This is a genomic window from Pseudovibrio denitrificans JCM 12308 (assembly GCF_001310815.1).
Classification (GTDB): domain Bacteria; phylum Pseudomonadota; class Alphaproteobacteria; order Rhizobiales; family Stappiaceae; genus Pseudovibrio; species Pseudovibrio denitrificans.
Genome location: NZ_BAZK01000035.1, coordinates 22,252 through 41,670, shown reverse-complemented (window position 1 = coordinate 41,670; position 19,419 = coordinate 22,252). Strand labels below are relative to the sequence as shown.

At 54.3% G+C, this 19,419-nt stretch carries 17 protein-coding genes, 1 tRNA gene and 3 pseudogenes; 13 read left to right on the top strand and 8 right to left on the bottom strand.

Features of this window, described 5'->3' with window-relative positions; genetic code table 11:
- Positions 1 to 209 precede the first annotated feature (209 nt).
- The 4 genes from JCM12308_RS26090 (at position 210) to JCM12308_RS26075 (ending at position 4,319) form a co-directional block, all read left to right on the top strand.
- Positions 210 to 578 (top strand): group I truncated hemoglobin, encoded by a 369-nt coding sequence (locus JCM12308_RS26090; protein ID WP_014283037.1) that lies wholly within the window; start codon positions 210 to 212, stop codon positions 576 to 578.
- Between the two features lie 163 nt (positions 579 to 741).
- On the top strand, positions 742 to 1,599 hold the full coding sequence (locus JCM12308_RS26085; RefSeq protein ID WP_054785602.1) for a CPBP family intramembrane glutamic endopeptidase: 858 nt from the start codon (positions 742 to 744) through the stop codon (positions 1,597 to 1,599).
- Between the two features lie 109 nt (positions 1,600 to 1,708).
- Positions 1,709 to 2,989, top strand: a complete 1,281-nt coding sequence (locus JCM12308_RS26080; protein WP_054785601.1) for an MFS transporter — start codon at positions 1,709 to 1,711, stop codon at positions 2,987 to 2,989.
- Between the two features lie 232 nt (positions 2,990 to 3,221).
- Positions 3,222 to 4,319 carry a cystathionine gamma-lyase gene (locus tag JCM12308_RS26075; protein ID WP_054785600.1) on the top strand — a complete coding sequence of 366 codons (1,098 nt, stop codon included), beginning with the start codon at positions 3,222 to 3,224 and terminating at the stop codon, positions 4,317 to 4,319.
- A gap of 150 nt (positions 4,320 to 4,469) precedes the next feature.
- Here the strand turns inward: JCM12308_RS26075 and JCM12308_RS26070 are convergent, their stop codons facing one another.
- The 3 genes from JCM12308_RS26070 to JCM12308_RS26060 form a co-directional block, all read right to left on the bottom strand.
- Complete coding sequence (locus JCM12308_RS26070; RefSeq protein WP_054785605.1) at positions 4,470 to 5,711, bottom strand: MFS transporter; 1,242 nt, start codon at positions 5,709 to 5,711, stop codon at positions 4,470 to 4,472.
- Between the two features lie 78 nt (positions 5,712 to 5,789).
- A complete protein-coding gene (locus JCM12308_RS26065) occupies positions 5,790 to 6,194 on the bottom strand; it encodes a DUF2794 domain-containing protein (RefSeq protein WP_054785599.1) in 405 nt (134 codons plus the stop codon).
- Between the two features lie 472 nt (positions 6,195 to 6,666).
- Entirely contained in the window at positions 6,667 to 7,266 is a 600-nt protein-coding gene (locus tag JCM12308_RS26060) for a hypothetical protein (RefSeq protein WP_054785598.1), read from the bottom strand.
- A gap of 135 nt (positions 7,267 to 7,401) precedes the next feature.
- Between JCM12308_RS26060 and ppa the strand changes: the two genes are divergently transcribed.
- Complete coding sequence (gene ppa / locus JCM12308_RS26055) at positions 7,402 to 7,938, top strand: inorganic diphosphatase (protein WP_008550487.1); 537 nt, start codon at positions 7,402 to 7,404, stop codon at positions 7,936 to 7,938.
- An 82-nt stretch (positions 7,939 to 8,020) separates the two neighbouring features.
- On the opposite strand, the gene JCM12308_RS26050 is transcribed toward ppa, so the two are convergent.
- Together JCM12308_RS26050 and JCM12308_RS26045 are read right to left on the bottom strand one after the other, a co-directional pair.
- On the bottom strand, positions 8,021 to 8,548 hold the full coding sequence (locus JCM12308_RS26050) for a disulfide bond formation protein B (RefSeq protein WP_054785597.1): 528 nt from the start codon (positions 8,546 to 8,548) through the stop codon (positions 8,021 to 8,023).
- A 105-nt stretch (positions 8,549 to 8,653) separates the two neighbouring features.
- On the bottom strand, positions 8,654 to 9,232 hold the full coding sequence (locus JCM12308_RS26045; protein WP_054785596.1) for a YqaA family protein: 579 nt from the start codon (positions 9,230 to 9,232) through the stop codon (positions 8,654 to 8,656).
- A 263-nt stretch (positions 9,233 to 9,495) separates the two neighbouring features.
- Between JCM12308_RS26045 and JCM12308_RS26040 the strand changes: the two genes are divergently transcribed.
- Positions 9,496 to 9,580 (top strand) — tRNA-Leu (locus JCM12308_RS26040).
- Between the two features lie 66 nt (positions 9,581 to 9,646).
- Here JCM12308_RS26040 and JCM12308_RS26035 read toward each other — a convergent pair.
- On the bottom strand, positions 9,647 to 10,570 hold the full coding sequence (locus JCM12308_RS26035) for a site-specific tyrosine recombinase XerD (RefSeq protein ID WP_037037324.1): 924 nt from the start codon (positions 10,568 to 10,570) through the stop codon (positions 9,647 to 9,649).
- 7 nt (positions 10,571 to 10,577) lie between these two features.
- On the bottom strand, positions 10,578 to 10,718 hold the full coding sequence (locus JCM12308_RS28425) for a hypothetical protein (protein ID WP_008550317.1): 141 nt from the start codon (positions 10,716 to 10,718) through the stop codon (positions 10,578 to 10,580).
- A 379-nt stretch (positions 10,719 to 11,097) separates the two neighbouring features.
- Between JCM12308_RS28425 and JCM12308_RS26030 the strand changes: the two genes are divergently transcribed.
- From JCM12308_RS26030 to JCM12308_RS26020, 3 genes and pseudogenes are all read left to right on the top strand, one after another.
- Positions 11,098 to 11,721, top strand: a complete 624-nt coding sequence (locus JCM12308_RS26030) for a shikimate kinase (protein ID WP_054785595.1) — start codon at positions 11,098 to 11,100, stop codon at positions 11,719 to 11,721.
- Positions 11,718 to 12,841 (top strand): annotated as a pseudogene (gene aroB / locus JCM12308_RS26025) (3-dehydroquinate synthase). Before JCM12308_RS26030 ends, aroB begins: the two are co-directional and overlap by 4 nt.
- Positions 12,838 to 14,135: pseudogene (locus tag JCM12308_RS26020) on the top strand (HlyC/CorC family transporter). The pseudogenes aroB and JCM12308_RS26020 overlap by 4 nt, the downstream one beginning before the upstream one ends.
- Before the next feature lie 173 nt (positions 14,136 to 14,308).
- Here JCM12308_RS26020 and JCM12308_RS26015 read toward each other — a convergent pair.
- On the bottom strand, positions 14,309 to 14,569 hold the full coding sequence (locus JCM12308_RS26015) for a BolA family protein (RefSeq protein ID WP_008550622.1): 261 nt from the start codon (positions 14,567 to 14,569) through the stop codon (positions 14,309 to 14,311).
- Positions 14,570 to 14,700: 131 nt separating this feature from the next.
- Between JCM12308_RS26015 and JCM12308_RS26010 the strand changes: the two genes are divergently transcribed.
- The 4 genes and pseudogenes from JCM12308_RS26010 to JCM12308_RS25995 all read left to right on the top strand — a co-directional run bounded on the left by JCM12308_RS26010 (position 14,701) and on the right by JCM12308_RS25995 (position 19,410).
- Entirely contained in the window at positions 14,701 to 15,321 is a 621-nt protein-coding gene (locus tag JCM12308_RS26010) for a J domain-containing protein (RefSeq protein ID WP_008550542.1), read from the top strand.
- Positions 15,322 to 15,418: 97 nt separating this feature from the next.
- Positions 15,419 to 16,392 (top strand): annotated as a pseudogene (gene cobS / locus JCM12308_RS26005) (cobaltochelatase subunit CobS).
- 10 nt (positions 16,393 to 16,402) lie between these two features.
- On the top strand, positions 16,403 to 18,292 hold the full coding sequence (gene cobT / locus JCM12308_RS26000; protein WP_008550628.1) for a cobaltochelatase subunit CobT: 1,890 nt from the start codon (positions 16,403 to 16,405) through the stop codon (positions 18,290 to 18,292).
- A 110-nt stretch (positions 18,293 to 18,402) separates the two neighbouring features.
- Positions 18,403 to 19,410 (top strand): esterase-like activity of phytase family protein, encoded by a 1,008-nt coding sequence (locus JCM12308_RS25995; protein WP_208608874.1) that lies wholly within the window; start codon positions 18,403 to 18,405, stop codon positions 19,408 to 19,410.
- The last annotated feature ends 9 nt before the right edge of the window (positions 19,411 to 19,419 follow it).

The window sequence follows — 19,419 nt, the reverse complement described above, 5'->3', positions numbered from 1 at the left end:
CCAAAGAACGTCACATTTCACATCCTTCAGGCAAACCACCATACAGAAAAACCAAGTAAATACAGGTAGTTAAATTTCAGAGGCTCAACACAACAAGCCAGCTCACCACCCATTTCAGCCAAATATGCAGACTTAACATTTATCAAGTAGAAATACCTAAATCCTGTTTAATCTCAGCCTTTTAACCCCCTAGGACAAAAGGCCTGATTATGAGTAACAAGACTTTGTACGAACGCCTCGGCGGCTATGACGCAATTTCTGCGGTCGTCGACAACCTGCTCCCTCGCCTTCAAAGTGATGACCTCCTCGCACGGTTCTGGCAGAACCGCGGTGAAGATGGGATCGCACGCGAAAAGCAGCTGCTCATTGATTATCTCGCCAACAGCGCAGGCGGACCACTCTATTACACCGGCCGCGACATGGTCCTCACCCACAAAGGCATGGGCATCACCGAAGCTGACTGGGAAGCCTTCCTCGGCCACCTCAAAGCCACACTGGAATCCTTCAGCCTGCCAGAGGCTGAGTTCAACGATACAGTTGGGTTCGTCAGCAGCCTGAAAGAAGAAATTCTGGTTTAACACGCCAGATCATTCCCAAACCAAACATCTCAGCATCTCCCGGTACACAGCCTCATCAGCTCCAGCCGGGCGATGCCTTCTGCACATTTGACTTAGCGGCAGCTTTACCTCACTCTCTAAAGCAACTCATTTTCTGCTTATTGCGACACCCAAAAGTTTCATCATGCCGCTTTCATTGAGTGCTTATCTTATTCTCGGCCTTGCCATTGCAAGCGTCCCTTTCATCACCCAACCAAGGGTGCCACTTGCTTTAATCGCGCTCTCTCTGATTTTAGCGGTGATCGCAGGCATACTAAACACAACAGGCCTTCTGCTCGTCCTCAGTTGGGCCGTGGTCAGTGCTTTCCTCTTCAAGCAAAAACACCCTGTCTGGCTCTATTATGTGATGGTCGCTCTGTTGCTGCTGGCAGGCCATCTCGTCATGAAGCACGAAGCCCCCGGCTTTCACAATCTGCAGGTTCTCTCTGATGTGAAGACCAGCCCGGATGCCGTGCCATACTCGCTGTATCTGAACTTCGATAAGGCCGCGCTCGGCTTCCTACTGTTCCTCTTCGCCGCCCCGCGCATGCGCTCAGCAAAGGAATGGCTCCGCAGTCTGCGTATTACGCTGCTGTTCTTCATCCCAACAGCAGCCGTCCTCATCGGCGCAACCTATGCCGCCGGACTGGTGGTACTCGACCCGAAACTGGTGTCTTTCCTGCCAGTCTGGATGTTCGCCAACCTGCTGTTCACCTGCGTGGCAGAAGAGGCATTCTTCCGCCAGTTCATCATGGGCCAGATCATGGAGAAGCTGGGCCGCAGCTTCTGGGCAGGCACCGCCGCTCTGGTGATCTCCTCCCTCCACTTCGCCTACTACCATCTGGAAGGCGGCCTGCCATACGCCGCCTTCTCTTTCGTTGCAGGCCTGTTCTACGGCGCTACCTTCTGGAAATCAGGCCGCGTAGAAGCCGCCATCGCCGTCCACTTCCTCGTCAACCTCACCCACATCCTGTTCTTCACCTACCCCATGCTGGCAAAGTAAGGCACACCAAACACCACGATACCTTTTCCGTAAGGGAATGCTGCTAAGCAGTGTTGTGTAACGAGCTCGCCAGCCACGGCTTCGAGCTATCTCGGCAAAGGGTTGTTGAATGTCCGGATCACAACAGAGACTGCCACCCCGCTCAATCATCGCAGCAGCGAGTGGCAATGTTCTGGAGTGGTACGACTTCACGGTCTACGGCTTCCTCACCGCCACGTTGGCCACCCAGTTCTTCCCGCTAGAAAACCGGGTTGCCTCCGTCCTCTCCACATTCGCCGTGCTGGCTGTCGGCTATGCCGCACGACCGATCGGCAGTGTCATCTTCGGCCATATCGGAGACCGTGTCGGCAGAAAGGCCGCCATGATGATCTCTGTCCTGTTGATGGGCGGAGGCTCCCTCGCCATTGCGCTGCTGCCCACATTTCATCAGATCGGCATCACCGCAGCAGTTCTTCTCGTCCTGATCAGGATCATCCAGGGCATTGCCGTGGCCGGAGAATACACCGCCTCAGGCGTCCTTCTGGTAGAACAGGCTGAACCGGAACGCCGTGCACTCACAGGCGCATGGATCGCCTGCGCCATGATCTCCGGTTGCCTCATAGGCTCTGCAGTCCCCGCTGGCATCAGCCTCTTGCTTACTGCAGATCAGATGGCGGACTGGGGATGGCGCGTGGCTTTTGCATTCGGCACACTGGTCGCCCTCTTCAGCGCAATCATCAGGCGGCACATCACTGACACTGTGCTGGTCAAAAACCAGTCAGATCAAGGCTCACCAGTCTGGCAAAGCCTGCGAGATCATTCCGCCTTGATCGGGCAGATGATCTTACTGCTCATCCCAACAGCGGTGATCTACTTCGTGATTTACGTCTACGCAGTGTCATATCTGAGCGCTGACCCAAACTTTGGCTCATCAGCAGCGCTCAACGTCACAACGCTTAATCTGGTCGTGATGGCTCTGTTCATTCCCGTTTGCGGACTAGCTGCAGACCGGTTCGGCTTACGGCCAGCTTTTCTGGCAGGAGCTGTTGCAACATTCATACTGGCAGGCCCATGCTGGTGGCTCATGCTCCGCCCAGACACGGCCTCTGTCTTTCTCGGCCAGTTCGGCCTCACCCTGACAAGCACAGTCGGCTGGGCACTCTCCATCACAGCCCTTACCCTGATGGCCCCGGATCATCTGCGATGCAGTGTGGTAGCTCTGGGATATAATCTGAGCATGGCCCTCTTTGGCGGCACCACTCCCATCGTCGCCACCTATCTGGTCAACCAGACCGGCAGGGATTACGCCCCTGTCTACTACATCCTCCTTGCCGTCCTCGTCTCCATCCCCATCATCTGGCGCCTCCCCAAACTCATCGCCACCACACGGCTGAAGAACGCTTTGGCATAACGTTCAGCGCCTCGTGATAGAGCGAGCCGCCTATTGAAAAAACCAACGTGTTAAGCTGAAAATACGCTGCTCATCAAAGGGATGCTTTCTCCTATTTGATAGGAAGATAGACAACTCTGTAACGCGTACATTACCATCACTGCAATGACCGTTGAGCCCCCCTCATAAAGGCCAGCATAAACAACAACTCAGTGCGGAACGCGCGCTGACACGATCCAATGGGAGATTCCGCATGACACAACGCACTTCACCAAACATGGGCGAGTTCCTGCATCTTCGCGGTCAGAACCTGTCTAAGGGTGAGCCAATTGCGTTACCTCTGGTGCAAAGCTCCATGTACCATCTTCCAGGATTGCCCGAAGACTTCCCAAACTACGGACGTGTCAGCAACCCAACATGGACCCAACTGGAACATGCTCTCGCCCATCTCGAAGCAGCGCCTTGCCTTTGTTTTCCATCCGGAATGGCAGCAATTTCAGCAGCCCTCTTCGCAACGCTCAAAGCAGGCGATCGATTGCTCGTCCCGGCAGATGGCTACTATGTGACCCGCATCCTCTCCAGCCAGTTTCTGGCAAAGTTTGGCGTTGAAGTCTTTGAGCGCGACACTGCTGAGTTCACCACAGGCGGCTTTGAGGGGTTCAACGTCGTGTTTCTGGAAACGCCCTCAAATCCGGGCCTCGACCTACTGGATATGTCAGCAATCGCGTCTGCCGTAAGCGATGCAGGTGGCATCACAATCTGTGACAACACAACCCTCACGCCGCTTGGCCAGCGTCCATTGGATTACGGGGTCGATATCGTTGTTTCCTCGGACACCAAATCCATGGCAGGTCATTCAGACGCTCTGATGGGTCATGTCGCCACTCGAAACACTGAGATCTTCGATGCTGTCGAAGAGTGGCGCAAGTTTTCCGGCTGCATTCCTGGCCCACAAGAAGCATGGCTGCTGCATCGTGGTCTGGAAACGCTGGATGTGCGTTATGATCGGATGTGTAACTCTGCGGCCCTTCTGGCAGAACGCCTTGCAAAGCATCCTGCTGTCAAATCCATCCGCTTCCCGGGCTTAGAAAACGACCCAGCCCACACGCTGGCCAAAACTCAACAAATGCGTTTTGGTTTCCTCATCTCCTTCACCCTTGAGACGGAAGCTCAGGCTGAAGAGTTCATCAACTCATGTGCACTCCTGCGCCCTGCGACCTCCTTTGGCGGAGTTCACAGCTCAGCAGAACGCCGCGCCCGCTGGGGAGATGCAGTAGGCCCCGCCTTTATCCGTTTGTCCGTGGGATGCGAGCCAGTAGAAGAACTCTGGCAAGCCTTCTCAGAAGCTTGAGCGGGTTTCAAAAGAGCGGGCAGTCAGTTCATGAGTTCAGCCTCTTAGGCTGCTCAAATACAATCTGGTCTTCGCTGTCAAACGAGCCACTCGTCAAAGACAGCGAAGAAACCTCCAATCCAGCAAATGCTAACTGGCAGAAATCAGCGCCTACCCATAATCCAAAGCCCGAATATCCGGTTGGCGCCAGAGGAGGAAAATGAGGCCAAGGGCGATGGCGAAGCAGGTGATACCGGCGATGAACACGCCATGGATGTTGGCTGTCATCAACGAGGCGCCGGCAATAGCAAGGATGAACTGGCCGCCTGTTGAGCTTGAAATGGTGATCCCCATAATCCAGCCCTGCTCGCTTTCATCAACGGCGGCAGAAAACAAAGAGAACATGAGCGGCAGGGTCAGCGCAAAGGCCGCAACGATAGGCACCGTCAGGAAGTAAGACAGCCACGCCACGTCGTTCACCGTAAAGACCAGCAGCCCGACGCCCATCACAGTCACGCTCACAACAATGGTCGCCACCTTCGAAAACCGCTGCGATATTGGCCCCACCAAAAGCGAACTGACAAGCGCCAGAACCGATCCGAAAATGATCATGAGAATGCTGTTCTGCAGGGTATCGAACCCAAAGCGCAGCACCATGTAGTTGTTGAGGTAGATGTAAAAGGCACTCAGCCCCACCTCGACAAAAAGAAACACAGCACACAGCTTCAGGATTGTTGGCCGAGAATGCGCCCGCCAAAGAACGAGAAACACCTCCGACAGGCCAAAATCTATCTTACGCCGTGTCTGATTTGTCTCCTCAAAGAAAATAATGATCAGAACAATGTTGATCAGGATCAGCACCAGCGCCGCGTAAAAAGGCAGTTCCAGCGAAGCATACCCACCCATGATCGAGGGATCACTGAGCGTTCCTGCAAACAGCGGCCCGATGATCAAACCAAGGGCAATCGCCGCCGTCACATACCCCATATTCCGGTTTCTCTCGGCACTCGTGGTGCTGAGATCAACAAGAGCCGCTTGCGCAATTGGCTGATTGCCAGCAGAAAACCCGGTAATCGCACGCGCCAGCACAAGCAATGGCAGATTGGACCAAAGCAGCGCAACAACAGCCAGCCCGTATCCGAACAAAGCGCCAAACAGGCAAACAAGAATGGCCTTCTTACGCCCGATGTAGTCTGAAAGCTTGGAGATATAAGCGCCACCAAAAAACCAGCTGATGTAGAACGCCGCCGTCAAAAGACTGAAATCAATCTCCCGGATAGCTAGGGAATCTCCACGGGGAACAAAGGTACTGCCCGGCACCAGCACGAGGGTGTTGACGATCGGAAAGATCATCCCTTGCCCCATAACATCCACGAGGACAAGGAGAAGCAATGCAAATCGAGACCAACCCATCGCTTCACGCCTTTCGCGCTTCACATCAGCAAATGCTCACCGGCGGCACCAGCATCCTCAGACAGCTTAACAGCCTGATCACTCCACCACACGCAGATGCTTTTTCTTTTCAAGCACTTTGAGTACGTTGGCCAGATCGTGGCCGCGTTTGAGGATCATGCCGCCAGCGCCAACAACACAGTAGGCGCCTTGTTTGCGGGCAAGTTTGGGGTCTTTTTCAATTCGGTAAAGCGGCATTTCGCTGGAGCGGCGGAAGATGGCGAAGATCGCCTTGTCTGTTCCGTGGCCGATGGCGTAATCGCGCCACTCGCCACTGGCAACCATGCGCCCGTACAGCCTGAGGATCTGATCGAGTTCCGTTCGATGAAAAGCAACTATCGGTTTCGGGAGGTTCGGTTTTCGTTTAACGGCAGTGCTGTTTGAGCTACCATCAAGAGAGCGAACGCTCCCCGACACTATTGCAATATCATCCCCTTCACTCATGAAGGCCTCCCGCGTTCAGATCCTGTGGTCAGGCACCCGCTGGAAAGACGAAGCTCAGCTCCCTCATCCGCGTTTGCACCGGGGCAATCTGGTTGAGCACGCAGCGTGATTTTGGAAATCCGCGACACACTTCAAGCCATCGACAAACCCATTTTACCACATAATCCGTCCATCCTGCGGCAAAGCCTGAAAGAACGCAAGTCAGGCACTTTTTGTTGCCCGGCAAAGGTACCCCTCAGAATTCAGAGTACACGCTAAAATTGTCACAGTAGTTTCTCTATTTCGCCCCAATTGGGTCATTGAGGAGCCACGAATGCCAGCCAAATTATCGTTGTTGCCCAAGCAGGTTCGGTTCTGTGGAGCTGTGGTGATGACTCTCACCCCTACCCCCCATTGACCCACTCGTCACAGTGCTGAAGGAGAACCGAACCGCTTCCCCCTACAACTTATTGCTGCGAGAATTCGCGGGGTCTTATTCAGTGAGGCCGAGGGAAAGACCACCACCTCCAAGTAGTTTCGGCTGGCTTGTACAATCCCATATACCCGCCAGAAGTCCGGCCGCATCCCGCGCCAGCTTGTTCGCATCCTTGGCAGCGCGCGCATCCACGTAGCCGATGTGACAGGTCTTGCCCTGCCCCAGCTGCGTGATCACCAGCACCTGTCCGCGATAAAACCCATCCGCATCCGCTTTTTCAGCACCAGCAACATCCGCCGGAATATCCGTATGCCACCGCAAAATGGTCGCCACAGGCTCGCCGCCCTCCAGCACCCACTCGATGGTGGTGCCGAGCCGGTTCCACGGGCTCAGGCCCTGCGTGGCAGCGGGCTCGTCCCGCGCCATATCACCAAAACTAACGAAGAACCGCAGGTCGCCTTCAGCTACATACACGGGGATACCGTTATACCCCTGACACATCCACACGGCAGAGCCCTCTGCACGATCAGAGGTCACTTCCTGAAGCTTGCAGGTCTCGTTCAAATCAAGGGTGGAATAAACACTCTCAGCCCAAGCCTGACTGCACATAAAAATTCCGGTCATGGCAACAATGAGGAACTGAAAATTCTTCAACATCAAGCACCCACTTATCCCAGAGTTATTCGTCAGAAATTACTTGGACGAATTACGCAAGCTCAACAGCGAAATATATCTTGCAAGACGCCGGTGCCCCTGTAATACAGGCAGCAAATGAAATTGGAGTATACATAAATGCGTATCGATCGTATTCCCGTCGGTAAGAACCCGCCTGAGGACATCAATGTTATTATTGAAGTTCCAGTTGGTGGTGAGCCGATCAAATACGAGATGGAAAAAGAATCCGGCGCAATGTACGTCGATCGCTTCCTCTACACCCCTATGCGTTACCCAGGCAACTACGGCTTCGTTCCACACACCCTGTGCGGTGATGGCGACCCAATCGACGTTGTTGTTGTGAACCAGCGTCCAATCGTTCCAGGCGCTGTCATGAGCTGCCGTCCGATCGGCGTTCTGATCATGGAAGACGAGTCCGGCCAGGATGAAAAGATCATTGCTGTCCCAAGCAGCAAGCTGACCCGCCGTTATGAGTCCGTACACACCATCGAAGACCTGCCTGAAATCACCATCAAGCAGATCGAGCACTTCTTCGAGCACTACAAAGATCTGGAGCCGAACAAGTGGGTTAAGATCACCGGCATTCACGGTGCTGAAGAGGCAAAGCGCCTCATCGTAGAAAGCATCGAGCGCTACGGCAAAGAAGAAGGCTAAGCCCTCTTTCTTACAAGCCTACAAAAAAGCCCGGGGTTGCGTAGAGCCCCGGGCTTTTTTCATATCATCAGATCACTGAGACTTACCGCTTGCGTGGCAGCACCAGACCGCACACGGCAATGATGCTCATGGCAGTCGCGTAGATCACGTTCAGGCCAGCAAACGACAGGCCGAAGATGCGGAACTGAGCAACAGAGCAGCTCACCACTTTGGTGGTTGCAAGGCTCTGCAGCATATTCGCAGCGGACCCCAGCTCCATGCTGCCGCCAGCGGCACAGTCATTCGGGCCAAGCCAAAGTTCCCACTCCGCGCCAGCCTGATAGAAGCCAACACCGCCGCCATACAGGAAGCCACCAGTAGCCCCCAGCAGCGCCAGCACGGAAACCCAGCGCAGCTTCTCGATACGGGTGAAGATCAGCGCCAGAATACCCAGCACCAGACCAGCATAATAAGGGTTACGCTGAATGAGACACAGCGGGCATGGCTTGAAGCCGCCAATAAGCTCAAAACCCCACGCAGTTGCCAATGCAGTGGCACTTCCCAGTGTCACCAGCGCAGCACCAGAGGTGAGCGGGTCTTTCAGAAGCAGCGCAAAAAAGCGTCCTAGCATTTCCAGTTAACCTCTCCGGCGAGCTTCCGGAAACCCTCTGTCTCCGGCAAACCCGCACGATCACAACGAACAAGGCGGCTGTTGCGTCTCACAAAACGCCAGCAGCTAGATAAACTTTATCAGAGCGAAGCCACCCACCAGCAGCACCACAAACACAGTGAACACCAGCGCAAGCCGCTTCTCGATGAAATCCCGAATAGCCGGGCCAAACAGGTACAACAACCCTGCCACGACAAAGAAGCGGATACCGCGCGAAACGATGCTCGCCACGATGAACACTGGAAGATTCAGAGCAAAAACGCCACTCGCAATAGTAATTACTTTGTACGGAAATGGCGTCAAACCAGCGATAAACACAAACCACCAGCCCCAATCATCAAAGATCTGCGCAAACTGGTCGAATTTATCCATGTAGCCGTAGAACGCGAGGATAGGCTTTGCCACTTCCTCAAACAACACGGCACCAATCAGATAGCCCAGCAAACCACCCAACACAGAAGCAATGGTGCACAGCCCGGCATAAAACCACGCCCGATGACGCTTGCTCACACACATCGGAATAAGCAGCAGATCCGGCGGCAGCGGAAAGACAGAGCTCTCAGCAAAAGCAACTGCGCTCAGTGCATGAGGGGCACGCGGTCCGGCAGCAAGAGAAAGGGTCCAGTCATAAAGGCGACGCAGCATAAGTCAGCAGTGCTCCAAACAATCAATCATTCAGTCGAAGAATACAGTTCATTTCACCGTGCGGTAACATTCAATAACGGCCCCACGCTGGACTCCTACCCCAATCAACAGCAGCAATCACAGGAATATGGCTGTAAATGTGGCCTCGCCCTTTTTATCCCCCGTAAATATATATGATTACAGGAACACAAATGCTGTGGTTAGCTGAATCAAAATATTGACGCCATACCCTATCTCGATATATTTCGCCCTTACCAACCGTTGCCCCTGTGGCGGAACTGGTAGACGCGTCGGATTCAAAATCCGATTTCTTCGGAAGTGCCAGTTCGAGTCTGGCCAGGGGCACCACTCTTCTCTTCCCAAAAATTTCAGCAGCTTTCCACCAACGCTACACGTGCGTGTTCACTGACGTACTCACGCCAACGGATGGTGGTCTTCCACGAGCTTTTGCAGGCGCTCTTCCAGGACGTGGGTGTAGATCTGGGTGGTGGAGATGTCTGCGTGGCCGAGCAGTTGTTGCACGACGCGCAGGTCAGCGCCGTTCTGCAACAGATGCGATGCAAAGGCGTGGCGGAGCACGTGCGGAGAAACCTTGTTGCGGTCAATGTCCGCTTCCAAAGCCAACGCCTTCAGATCACGCCCAAACGCCTGCCGCGTAAAATGTCCGCTTTCGCCGTGAGACGGAAACAGCCACACACTGTCTGCATACGCACCAACTGCCGCACGCAGACGCACATACTCCACCATGGCAGACTGCGCCCGGGGCGACAGCGGAACAGCGCGCTCCTTACCGCCCTTGCCTTTCACGGTGATCAGGCGGCTGTCACGGATCGCAGCAGAAACTGGCAGAGAAACAAGCTCGGAAACACGAAGACCCGTGGCATACAAAACTTCCAGCAGAGTGTAGATGCGCGCAGCTCTGATCTGCTTGGCATCACTATCATGCGTGATATTAGCTAACTCTTCGGCCTTACCAATCAGCCGATCCACCTCTTCCTCGCTCAAAACACTCGGCAAAGTCGCGGCTTTCCGCGGAGAAGCAACGGTTCGCGTCGGATCATCATCACGAATATCCTCCGCATAGCAGAACTGATAGAACTGGCGCAGAGCAGAAAGACGACGCGCCTGAGAGGACGCAGCAAACCCGCGATCTGTCAGATCAGAGAGGTAGGCGCGCACATCTGTCACCTGCACAGCCAGCAGATCAACACCTTGCGTAGTCAGGAAACTATCAAAATCTTCCAGATCGGTTCGGTAGCTTTCCAGCGTGTTGAACGCACTGACGCGCTCAACGCTTAGCATTTCAAAAAAGCGTTCAGTCTCAAGAGTTCGACGCATAAAAAGCCTATTCGAAGCCTTCCTTTTGAATTTCAACGATGATTTCGCGTGGCTCCGGCTCAACATAGCTGACGAGCAGGTACATGCTCAGCACAGCGCCCGTAACGATCAAACCTATGATAGACAGCAATCGCGTCAATGTTGGCATGGCAGAACCGGATGCTCCCGTATAACTTGACCGCGCATCTCCGAAAAGTGGTCGTCGGTTTTCGGATAAAGCTACGCGACACGATAAGGTTTTGAAGCATTTCACTCTCATGCTTCAAGTCACCCCGAAAGAGGTGGGGTGTAGCAGTATACTTTACAATCAAAAATAGACCGTTTCACTGTGCAGGTTCAACCCAAAGGCACTCCGTGTACCGCCTATTTCGCGATATCCTCTCAGTGCAGGGTCCACACCCCGCACATTCTGTAGAAAAGTAGCCGTTAAATCCTATCAAACACACTTAGCCTAGAACCTTGACAGGACACTGTGTGATAATGTCAAAGCGTAAGTAAGAGTAGATGAATCGGCGAGGGCGTGGACGATGATAGGCAAACGACACAAAGTCAGACAAAAAACGTCAACGGCAGCAGAATATTTTGAAGCGCTGGGCAATAAGCCGATTGTACTTGTTGGCATTATGGGATGCGGCAAATCCACTGTGGGGCGCCGTCTGGCACAATATCTCTCTCTCAACTTCGTTGATGCAGATACAGAGATTGAAAAAGCGGCAGATCGTTCTATCTCAGAGATATTCGCTGAACACGGTGAAAGCTACTTTCGGCAAGGTGAAAAGCGTGTCATCGCCCGTCTGCTGGACGAAGGACCACAAGTCCTCGCAACAGGTGGCGGTGCCTTCATCAATGAAGAAACACGCTCCCGCATCAAAGAAAAGGGCATCTCCATCTGGATGAAGGCTGAGCTGCCTGTCATCATGACCCGCGTGCGCAAGCGCCCAACCCGGCCATTGCTGCAAACCGCGGATCCTGAGGCAACCATGCAAAAGCTGATGGATGAGCGCTATCCGATCTACGAAGAAGCGGACATGACAATCTGGTCACGCGATGTGACCCATGAAGCTGTGATGGAAGAAATCCTGATCGCTCTGGAAAAAGGACTACCGCCTCTGACCGATGAGGCACCTGAAAATAATGAGGTTGGAAAGTGACAAAAGAGAATAAAGCCACAGTCGTCAATGTAGAACTCGGCGACCGTAGCTATCCAATCCTCATTGGCCGCAATCTGCTTGAACGCGCCGGAGAAGAAATCTCCAATCGCCTCCCCGGTTCCAAAACAGTCATCATCACAGATGAGACCGTAAAGAAGCTCCATCTGAAGACACTGGAAGAAAGCTTCCAAGCTGCAGGTGTTGAGTACAGCACGCTTGTTGTACCGGCGGGCGAAAAAACCAAACGCTTCGAAATCTTCGAGCACCTGTGTGATGACATCCTCGCTCTGCGCCTTGAGCGCGGCGATGCCGTTGTCGCCTTAGGCGGCGGTGTTGTGGGCGATCTCTCCGGCTTCGTCTCCGGCGTTGTGCGCCGTGGCATGAAGTTTGTGCAGATCCCAACCACCCTGCTCGCGCAGGTCGACAGCTCTGTTGGCGGCAAAACCGGCATCAACTCCCGCCATGGCAAAAACCTTCTTGGCGTCTTCCATCAGCCGCTCTGGTGCTGGCGGACACGTCCGTTCTGGACACTCTGAGCCCGCGTGATTTCCGTGCAGGCTATGCAGAAGTGGCCAAGTACGGCCTGATCAATGATCCGGAGTTCTTCGAATGGCTGGAGAGCAACTGGGAAGGTATCTTCTCTGGTGGGCCTGAGCGAGATCAGGCAGTTGCACATTCCTGCCGTGCCAAAGCAGCTGTTGTTGCAGCGGACGAACTGGAATCCGGCAACCGGGCACTGCTCAATCTCGGCCACACCTTCGGCCACTCGCTGGAAGGTGCCGTCGCCTATGAGACTGAACGACTGGTGCACGGAGAAGGCGTTTCCATCGGCATGGTACTGGCCCACGAGTTTTCTGAGCAGCTTGGCCTGTGCCCAGCAGAAGATACCAAACGTGTCATCGCGCACATGGAAGCCGTTGGCCTGCCAACCCGCATTGATCAAATCCCCGGGCAGTTACCGCCAATTGATACTTTTATGGACCTAATCGCACAGGACAAAAAAGTAAGTCGCGGTCAGCTCACTTTTATCCTTACAAAAGGGATCGGCACTTCCTATGTCGATAAAACTGTAAGCGCGGAACCCCTCCGCGCGTTTCTTGAGGAGAAACTCGGCAAATGACGGACTACGCTTTTTGGGCTTCCGTTGTCGCAATTGCAATTTTGCTCGTCCTATCGGGCTTTTTTTCCGGGTCGGAAACGGCCCTGACAGCTGCATCACGCGCACGCATGCATGCGCTGGTTAAATCCGGGAATAAAAGAGCGTCTATTGTTGCAGGACTGATCGAGTTCAGAGAGCGCCTCATCGGCGCCCTGCTGCTTGGCAACAACCTGGTCAACATTCTGGCCTCCGCACTGGCAACCTCCCTGTTCCTGAAGCTTTTCGGTGACGCAGGTGTAGCTTACGCCACATTGGTTATGACCTTGATGGTTCTGATCTTTTCAGAAGTGCTGCCAAAAACATGGGCCATCGCCAACGCAGAAAAGTTCGCACTCAGTGTGGCACCGGTCGTTCGTGTACTGGTCATCGTCTTCGGTCCGATTGTTGCTGCAATCGAGGTGATTGTTCGCCTTGTACTGCGCATTTTCGGCATCCGCATCGATGAATCCACCGCTGTGCTGTCCGCTCACGAAGAGCTGCGCGGCACGCTGGACCTTCAGCACAAAGAAGGCGGACTGATCAAAGCAGACAAAGACCGTATCGGCGGCCTGCTGGATCTGGCGGAGCTGGAAGTCTCCGACGTCATGGTCCACCGCACCAAGCTGTTCGCGCTCAACGCTGACCTGCCACCGGAAGAGCTGGTGGAAGAAGTGCTGGCCAGCCCGTTCACCCGTATCCCGCTGTGGCGCGATGATCCGGACAACATGGTCGGCCTGCTCCACGCTAAAGACGTTCTGCGCGCAATCGCAAACCTCAAAGGCGACATGGCGCGGTTTGAGCTGGACAAGGTCATGAGCCCGCTGTGGTTCGTACCGGACACCACCAGCCTGCAAAACCAGCTTAACGCCTTCCTGAAGCGCAAAACCCACTTCGCCCTCGTGGTGGACGAGTACGGCGAAGTGATGGGCCTCGTCACGCTGGAAGACATTCTGGAAGAGATCGTCGGTGAAATCGCAGACGAACACGACATCGAACTGCCAGGCCTCAAACCTCAGGCAGATGGTTCCGTCATCGTCGAAGGTTCAGTCCCGATTCGAGATCTCAACCGCGCAACCGACTGGAACTTGCCAGACGACGAAGCAACCACGATTGCGGGTCTGGTTATTCACGAAGCCAAGATGATCCCTGAAGAGCGTCAGATCTTCACCTTCACGGCTTCCGCTTCACAGTTCTGAGCCGGGAAAAGAACCGCATCACACGCTTGCGCATGATGGCGCTCAACCCACTTCAGGACGCGAAGAAAGCATCCAAATAAAAATGGGCCCTGCGGGGCCCATTTCTATCTCTGCGGTTCAATAAAAAACGCAGAAATAACGCAAAGCGCTCAAATCAACGCACATAACAACGCAAACGCGTGAAAGGCTAATGTCTACAACGTACTAGCCATTTGCCGCATTGATTTAGTGCTGCCAATATACCAAATATGACTTAGTGAGATTTGGCTTCAATGGCGAGCGCATGAATGCCTCCGGCGATCTCCTCAGCCACGCATTCGTTTACTGCACGATGCATAGCGACGCGGGACATACCCTCAAAGGCTGTGGATATGATCTTGATCCGGAAGTGGGTTTGTCCCCCTTCGCGCCAGCCGCCATGGCCGCGGTGGCTCTCGGATTCGTCGGTGACTTCAAGAAGCTGCGGCTTGAACGCTGCTTCCAGTTTAGTGATCATGATGTCTCTTGTGCTCATGTTTTCTGTATCTCTCACGAAGGAAACCGTCGTCAAGGCCTTGCCTAACAGGGTCACTTTTTTCTATTTATACCGGCTACCTGCTTTAAGGCAGGTGCTGTTCCAATCGCAAGGCAACTGAAAACCGAAAAATGAAGCAAACTTCCTCCATTTTCGACAGCATTCGCGTTAAGTCAAATAAAGACCGCACTCAGAACACCGACGGGCCTAAGTGCGAATGGGACGGCTGTGACAAGCCTGGCACCCACAAAGCACCGAAAGGTCGCGACCGGGAAGGCCAATACTTTCACTTCTGCGTAGACCACGTAAAGGCCTACAACAAATCATATAATTACTTTTCTGGAATGGATGACGACAGCGTTCGCCAGTATCAGCGCGAAGGCATGACCGGACACCGTCCAACCTGGAAAATGGGTGTTAACTCCAAAGCAGACGCCGCCAACGCCCGCGATGGTAGCCGCTCCAGCATTGGTGGAGACAACGTCAACGACCCGCACGACTTCTTTGCCGGAGCCGCCGGAGGCCGCCGCCAACCACAAGAGCCGCAACGTAAGGTGCTGGCACTTGAGAAAAGGTCATTTGAAACTTTGAACCTTAGGGTAACTGCCCGTGGCGCCGAGATAAAAACCCGCTATAAAGAGCTGGTAAAGATTCATCACCCTGATGCCAACGGCGGAGACCGCTCCTCGGAAGACCGCCTACGCGAGATTATTCAGGCCTACAACGTGCTCAAGAAATCCGGTTACTGCTAGGTCATCCGTTCGACTAGTTCCCAGATCTCTTATGATTTTCTAGATTTTCATTACCCCGATTTCGACGTGGGGCCGCGGAGGAAAAATGATAGATACGATGCAGACCGCTCAAACCCTGCCGACCGAAACTATTTCTGTACGTGAAGTCTTTGGCATCGACAGCGACATGGAAGTGAAAGCATTCGCTGAGCCGAATGAGCATGTTCCTGAAGTTGATCCGGACTACCTCTTTGATAAAGCGACAACTCTCGCAATTCTGGCAGGTTTTGCAAGAAACCGCCGCGTAATGGTCTCCGGCTACCACGGTACTGGTAAATCAACCCACATCGAGCAAGTCGCTGCCCGCCTTAACTGGCCTTGTGTGCGCGTAAACCTCGATAGCCACGTCTCTCGTATCGACCTGGTTGGTAAAGACGCCATCGTCGTAAAAGACGGCCACACCGTAACCGAATTCAAAGACGGCATCCTGCCATGGGCGCTGCAGAACAACGTTGCTCTCTCTTCGACGAATACGATGCAGGTCGCCCGGACGTGATGTTCGTGATCCAGCGTGTTCTTGAGGTTTCCGGTCGCCTGACCCTCCTCGACCAGAACCGCGTGATCCACCCTCACCCGGCTTTCCGCCTGTTCGCGACAGCAAACACTGTCGGCCTTGGCGATACATCCGGCCTCTACCACGGTACACAGCAGATCAACCAGGGCCAGATGGACCGCTGGTCTATCGTGACCACCCTGAACTACCTGCCTCACGACAACGAGGTAGAGATCGTTCTGGCGAAGTCTCCGCACTACAGCGGCGCAGAAGGCCGCTCCATCGTTTCCAAGATGGTCCGCGTGGCAGATATGACCCGCAGCGCCTTCATCAACGGGGAACTATCTACCGTGATGAGCCCGCGTACAGTGATCACATGGTCAGAAAACGCTGAAATCTTTGGCGATATCGGCTTTGCCTTCCGCCTGACCTTCCTGAACAAGTGTGACGATACCGAGCAAGCGCTGGTTTCTGAGTTCTACCAGCGTTGTTTCGGGGAAGACCTTCCTGAATCAGCGGCAAACATCGTCATGAGCTAAGGGGAGTTACATGGCAGGTACCAGCAACTCCTCTAGTAAGAACAAACCTGCCAGCCAGCCATTCAAGCAAGCGATGGGCTCTACAGTCAGGGCCATCGCGGGCGAACCTGAGCTGGAGGTTGTTTTCTCACCGGATAAACCGGGTATGACCAGCGGGCGCGTACGCCTGCCGGAACCATCCCGTACGATGACAAAGGAAGAAGTCGCGATCACCCGTGGTCTTGGCGACTCCATGGCATTGCGCCTTGCTTGTCACGATCCGGCAGTGCACTCCAAGCACGTCCCTCAGGGCGAAAACGCACGCGCTATCTTCAACGCAGTCGAACAGGCTCGCGTCGAAGCCCTTGGTGCTGTTCGCATGCCGGGCGCTGGCGACAACATCGACGCCATGCTCGAAGACCGCTATTTCAAAGGCAACTTCGCTGAAATCACCGCCAAAGACGAAGCGCCGATGCAGGATGCGATCGCTCTGCTGGTGCGCGAACGCCTGACAGGACGCGAAGTCCCGAAAAGTGCTCAGCGTATGGTCGATCTCTGGCGTCCATTCGTGGAGGAAAAGGCGGATCACGAGCTGAACAAACTCGTTACTCGCATGGACGATCAGATCGCATTTGCCAAGCAGATGCGCGATCTCCTCACCTCTCTCGACATGGCCGATGAGCTCGGTGAAGAGCCAGAGGACGACGACGAGAACAACGACGAAAGCCAGCAAGATCAGGAAGATCGCTCCGATACGTCCGGTGACATGCAGGAAGATCAGGGTGATCAGGAAGGCGCTCCTGAGGAGATGGAACTTTCCGGCGAAGAGCAGGAAAGCGGCGAAACCGAAGGCGTCGACAGCGAGATGCAGGACATTTCCGAAGAGGATATGTCCGATCAGGCTGAAGAGCCGGGCGAACAGGAACGCCGGGATCATCCGTTCTCCAACCAGCCTTCTGCTGATGAGTATCGCGTCTTCACACAGGCCTTCGATGAGATCATCGCTGCCGAAGATCTTTGCGATCAGGAAGAGCTGGATCGTCTCCGTGGCTTCCTTGATAAACAGCTGGCATCCTTGTCCGGCGCTGTCTCCCGTCTGGCCAACCGCCTGCAGCGAAAGCTCATGGCGCAGCAGAGCCGGTCCTGGGACTTCGATCTGGAAGAAGGCATCATCGACAGTGCCCGCCTCCATCGCGTCGTAATCGACCCATTGCAACCTCTTGCGTTCAAATGGGAAAACGATACCGAGTTCCGCGATACCGTCGTGACACTGGTGCTCGACAACTCCGGTTCCATGCGTGGTCGCCCGATCACCGTTGCAGCCACGTGCGCAGATATTCTGGCGCGTACACTGGAACGTTGCGGCGTGAAAGTGGAGATCCTTGGCTTCACCACGAAGGCATGGAAAGGTGGCCAGTCTCGTGAGGCTTGGCTCAAGGATGGCAAACCATCCAACCCGGGCCGCCTGAACGACCTACGCCACATCATTTACAAGTCCGCAGATGCCCCTTGGCGCCGCGCCAAGCGCAACCTCGGCCTGATGATGCGTGAAGGCCTTCTGAAGGAAAACATCGACGGTGAAGCTCTGGATTGGGCACACAAGCGTTTGCTTGCTCGTCCAGAACGTCGCCGCATCCTGATGATGATCTCAGACGGCGCACCGGTAGATGACTGCACACTCTCTGTGAACCCAGGCAACTATCTGGAAAAGCATCTGCGTAATGTGATCGCCGAGATCGAAAACAGATCTCCGGTCGAACTGATCGCAATCGGCATTGGTCACGACGTAACGCGCTATTACAAACGTGCAGTAACAATCGTGGATGCTGAAGAGTTGGCAGGCGCTATGACAGATCAGCTCGCTGACCTGTTTGATGAGCACAGCAGCCAAGATCACGGCAGACGTCGCGGACGCCGATGAAGCTATCTCGACGTATATTTTTGACAGGAGCAGCGGCCGCAGCAACAACTGCAGTCGCTGCTTCTTTGCCTTTTAGCGAAAGCGAAGCCCAGCAAAGCGGTTTTCAGCCAATGAAAATCCGCTCTAAAGAGATCAAACGCTTCAAGTTCTCCGGTGGCCAATCAGAGCAATACGGTCCCCTCCTGTTTCTAGGCGGCCTTGAGCTGAGCAGCTCCAATGGGCGTTTCGGCGGCTACTCTGGTCTACTGACACTTAACAACGGCACAGACATCATCGCCGTGTCAGATCGCGGACACTGGCTGCGTGGCCAACTCTCACAGTCATCCCGAGGAAAGCCCCAAAAGCTCCTCAACGCTGAAACAGCTACTTTGCTGGACAGTAAGGGTAGAAAACTCAAAAAGACTTCCAGAGCCGATACAGAAGGCCTGAGCATCGGCGGCTCCGCCAGCGCACCTCGCATCTTCGTAAGTCACGAAGGCAAAGGCGGCATTATGACGTATCCTCTGAACCTGAAAACAGGCGAAGAGCGCGCAAAGCACCTGCTGATCCCTAAAGAGATCAGAAGCCTTGCTAGAAACAAAAGTCTTGAGTCTGTAGCAGTTGGCCCACCAAACTCTCCCTTATCAGGGTCGATTATCACCATCGCTGAACGTGGAAAGTCGCTGGATCACCACAGACCTGCATGGATCATCGGCGGCCCTAAGGAAGGCAAGTTCTGGATTAAGAAGCAGGGCAACTACGATGTCACGGATGCAGCATTCCTGCCCAACGGCGACCTGTTGATCCTTGAGCGCCTGTTCAACCTCTCAGAAGGCCTTGGGATGCGCATCAGGCAGCTGGATGGCTCCAACCTGAGGCCAAACCACCTCCATACAGGAAAGACGCTCCTGACCGCTGATTTCAGCTATCAGATTGACAACATGGAGGCTCTGAGCGTTCACAAGAACACCTTCGGAGAAACTGTTCTCTCCCTCATGTCAGATGACAACAGATCATTCCTGCAACGCACAGTCCTGCTGCGCTTTGTTCTGACAGACAATGATCCTTTCAGAGAACCGTTTGAACGCGCGCCCAAAGAAGCGAAGATCGTTCCTAAGCCCAAGTCCAAGCCGAGGTAAGCAGGCTTT

Excerpts from the sequence above, each read along its gene's own strand:
- JCM12308_RS26090 (WP_014283037.1), top strand. The coding sequence starts at position 210 with ATGAGTAACAAGACTTTGTACGAACGCCTCGGCGGCTATGACGCAATT.
- JCM12308_RS26085 (WP_054785602.1), top strand. The coding sequence starts at position 742 with ATGCCGCTTTCATTGAGTGCTTATCTTATTCTCGGCCTTGCCATTGCA.
- JCM12308_RS26080 (WP_054785601.1), top strand. The coding sequence starts at position 1,709 with ATGTCCGGATCACAACAGAGACTGCCACCCCGCTCAATCATCGCAGCA.
- JCM12308_RS26075 (WP_054785600.1), top strand. The coding sequence starts at position 3,222 with ATGACACAACGCACTTCACCAAACATGGGCGAGTTCCTGCATCTTCGC.
- JCM12308_RS26070 (WP_054785605.1), bottom strand. The coding sequence starts at position 5,711 with ATGGGTTGGTCTCGATTTGCATTGCTTCTCCTTGTCCTCGTGGATGTT.
- JCM12308_RS26065 (WP_054785599.1), bottom strand. The coding sequence starts at position 6,194 with ATGAGTGAAGGGGATGATATTGCAATAGTGTCGGGGAGCGTTCGCTCT.
- JCM12308_RS26060 (WP_054785598.1), bottom strand. The coding sequence starts at position 7,266 with ATGTTGAAGAATTTTCAGTTCCTCATTGTTGCCATGACCGGAATTTTT.
- ppa (WP_008550487.1), top strand. The coding sequence starts at position 7,402 with ATGCGTATCGATCGTATTCCCGTCGGTAAGAACCCGCCTGAGGACATC.
- JCM12308_RS26050 (WP_054785597.1), bottom strand. The coding sequence starts at position 8,548 with ATGCTAGGACGCTTTTTTGCGCTGCTTCTGAAAGACCCGCTCACCTCT.
- JCM12308_RS26045 (WP_054785596.1), bottom strand. The coding sequence starts at position 9,232 with ATGCTGCGTCGCCTTTATGACTGGACCCTTTCTCTTGCTGCCGGACCG.
- JCM12308_RS26035 (WP_037037324.1), bottom strand. The coding sequence starts at position 10,570 with ATGCGTCGAACTCTTGAGACTGAACGCTTTTTTGAAATGCTAAGCGTT.
- JCM12308_RS28425 (WP_008550317.1), bottom strand. The coding sequence starts at position 10,718 with ATGCCAACATTGACGCGATTGCTGTCTATCATAGGTTTGATCGTTACG.
- JCM12308_RS26030 (WP_054785595.1), top strand. The coding sequence starts at position 11,098 with ATGATAGGCAAACGACACAAAGTCAGACAAAAAACGTCAACGGCAGCA.
- JCM12308_RS26015 (WP_008550622.1), bottom strand. The coding sequence starts at position 14,569 with ATGAGCACAAGAGACATCATGATCACTAAACTGGAAGCAGCGTTCAAG.
- JCM12308_RS26010 (WP_008550542.1), top strand. The coding sequence starts at position 14,701 with ATGAAGCAAACTTCCTCCATTTTCGACAGCATTCGCGTTAAGTCAAAT.
- cobT (WP_008550628.1), top strand. The coding sequence starts at position 16,403 with ATGGCAGGTACCAGCAACTCCTCTAGTAAGAACAAACCTGCCAGCCAG.
- JCM12308_RS25995 (WP_208608874.1), top strand. The coding sequence starts at position 18,403 with ATGAAAATCCGCTCTAAAGAGATCAAACGCTTCAAGTTCTCCGGTGGC.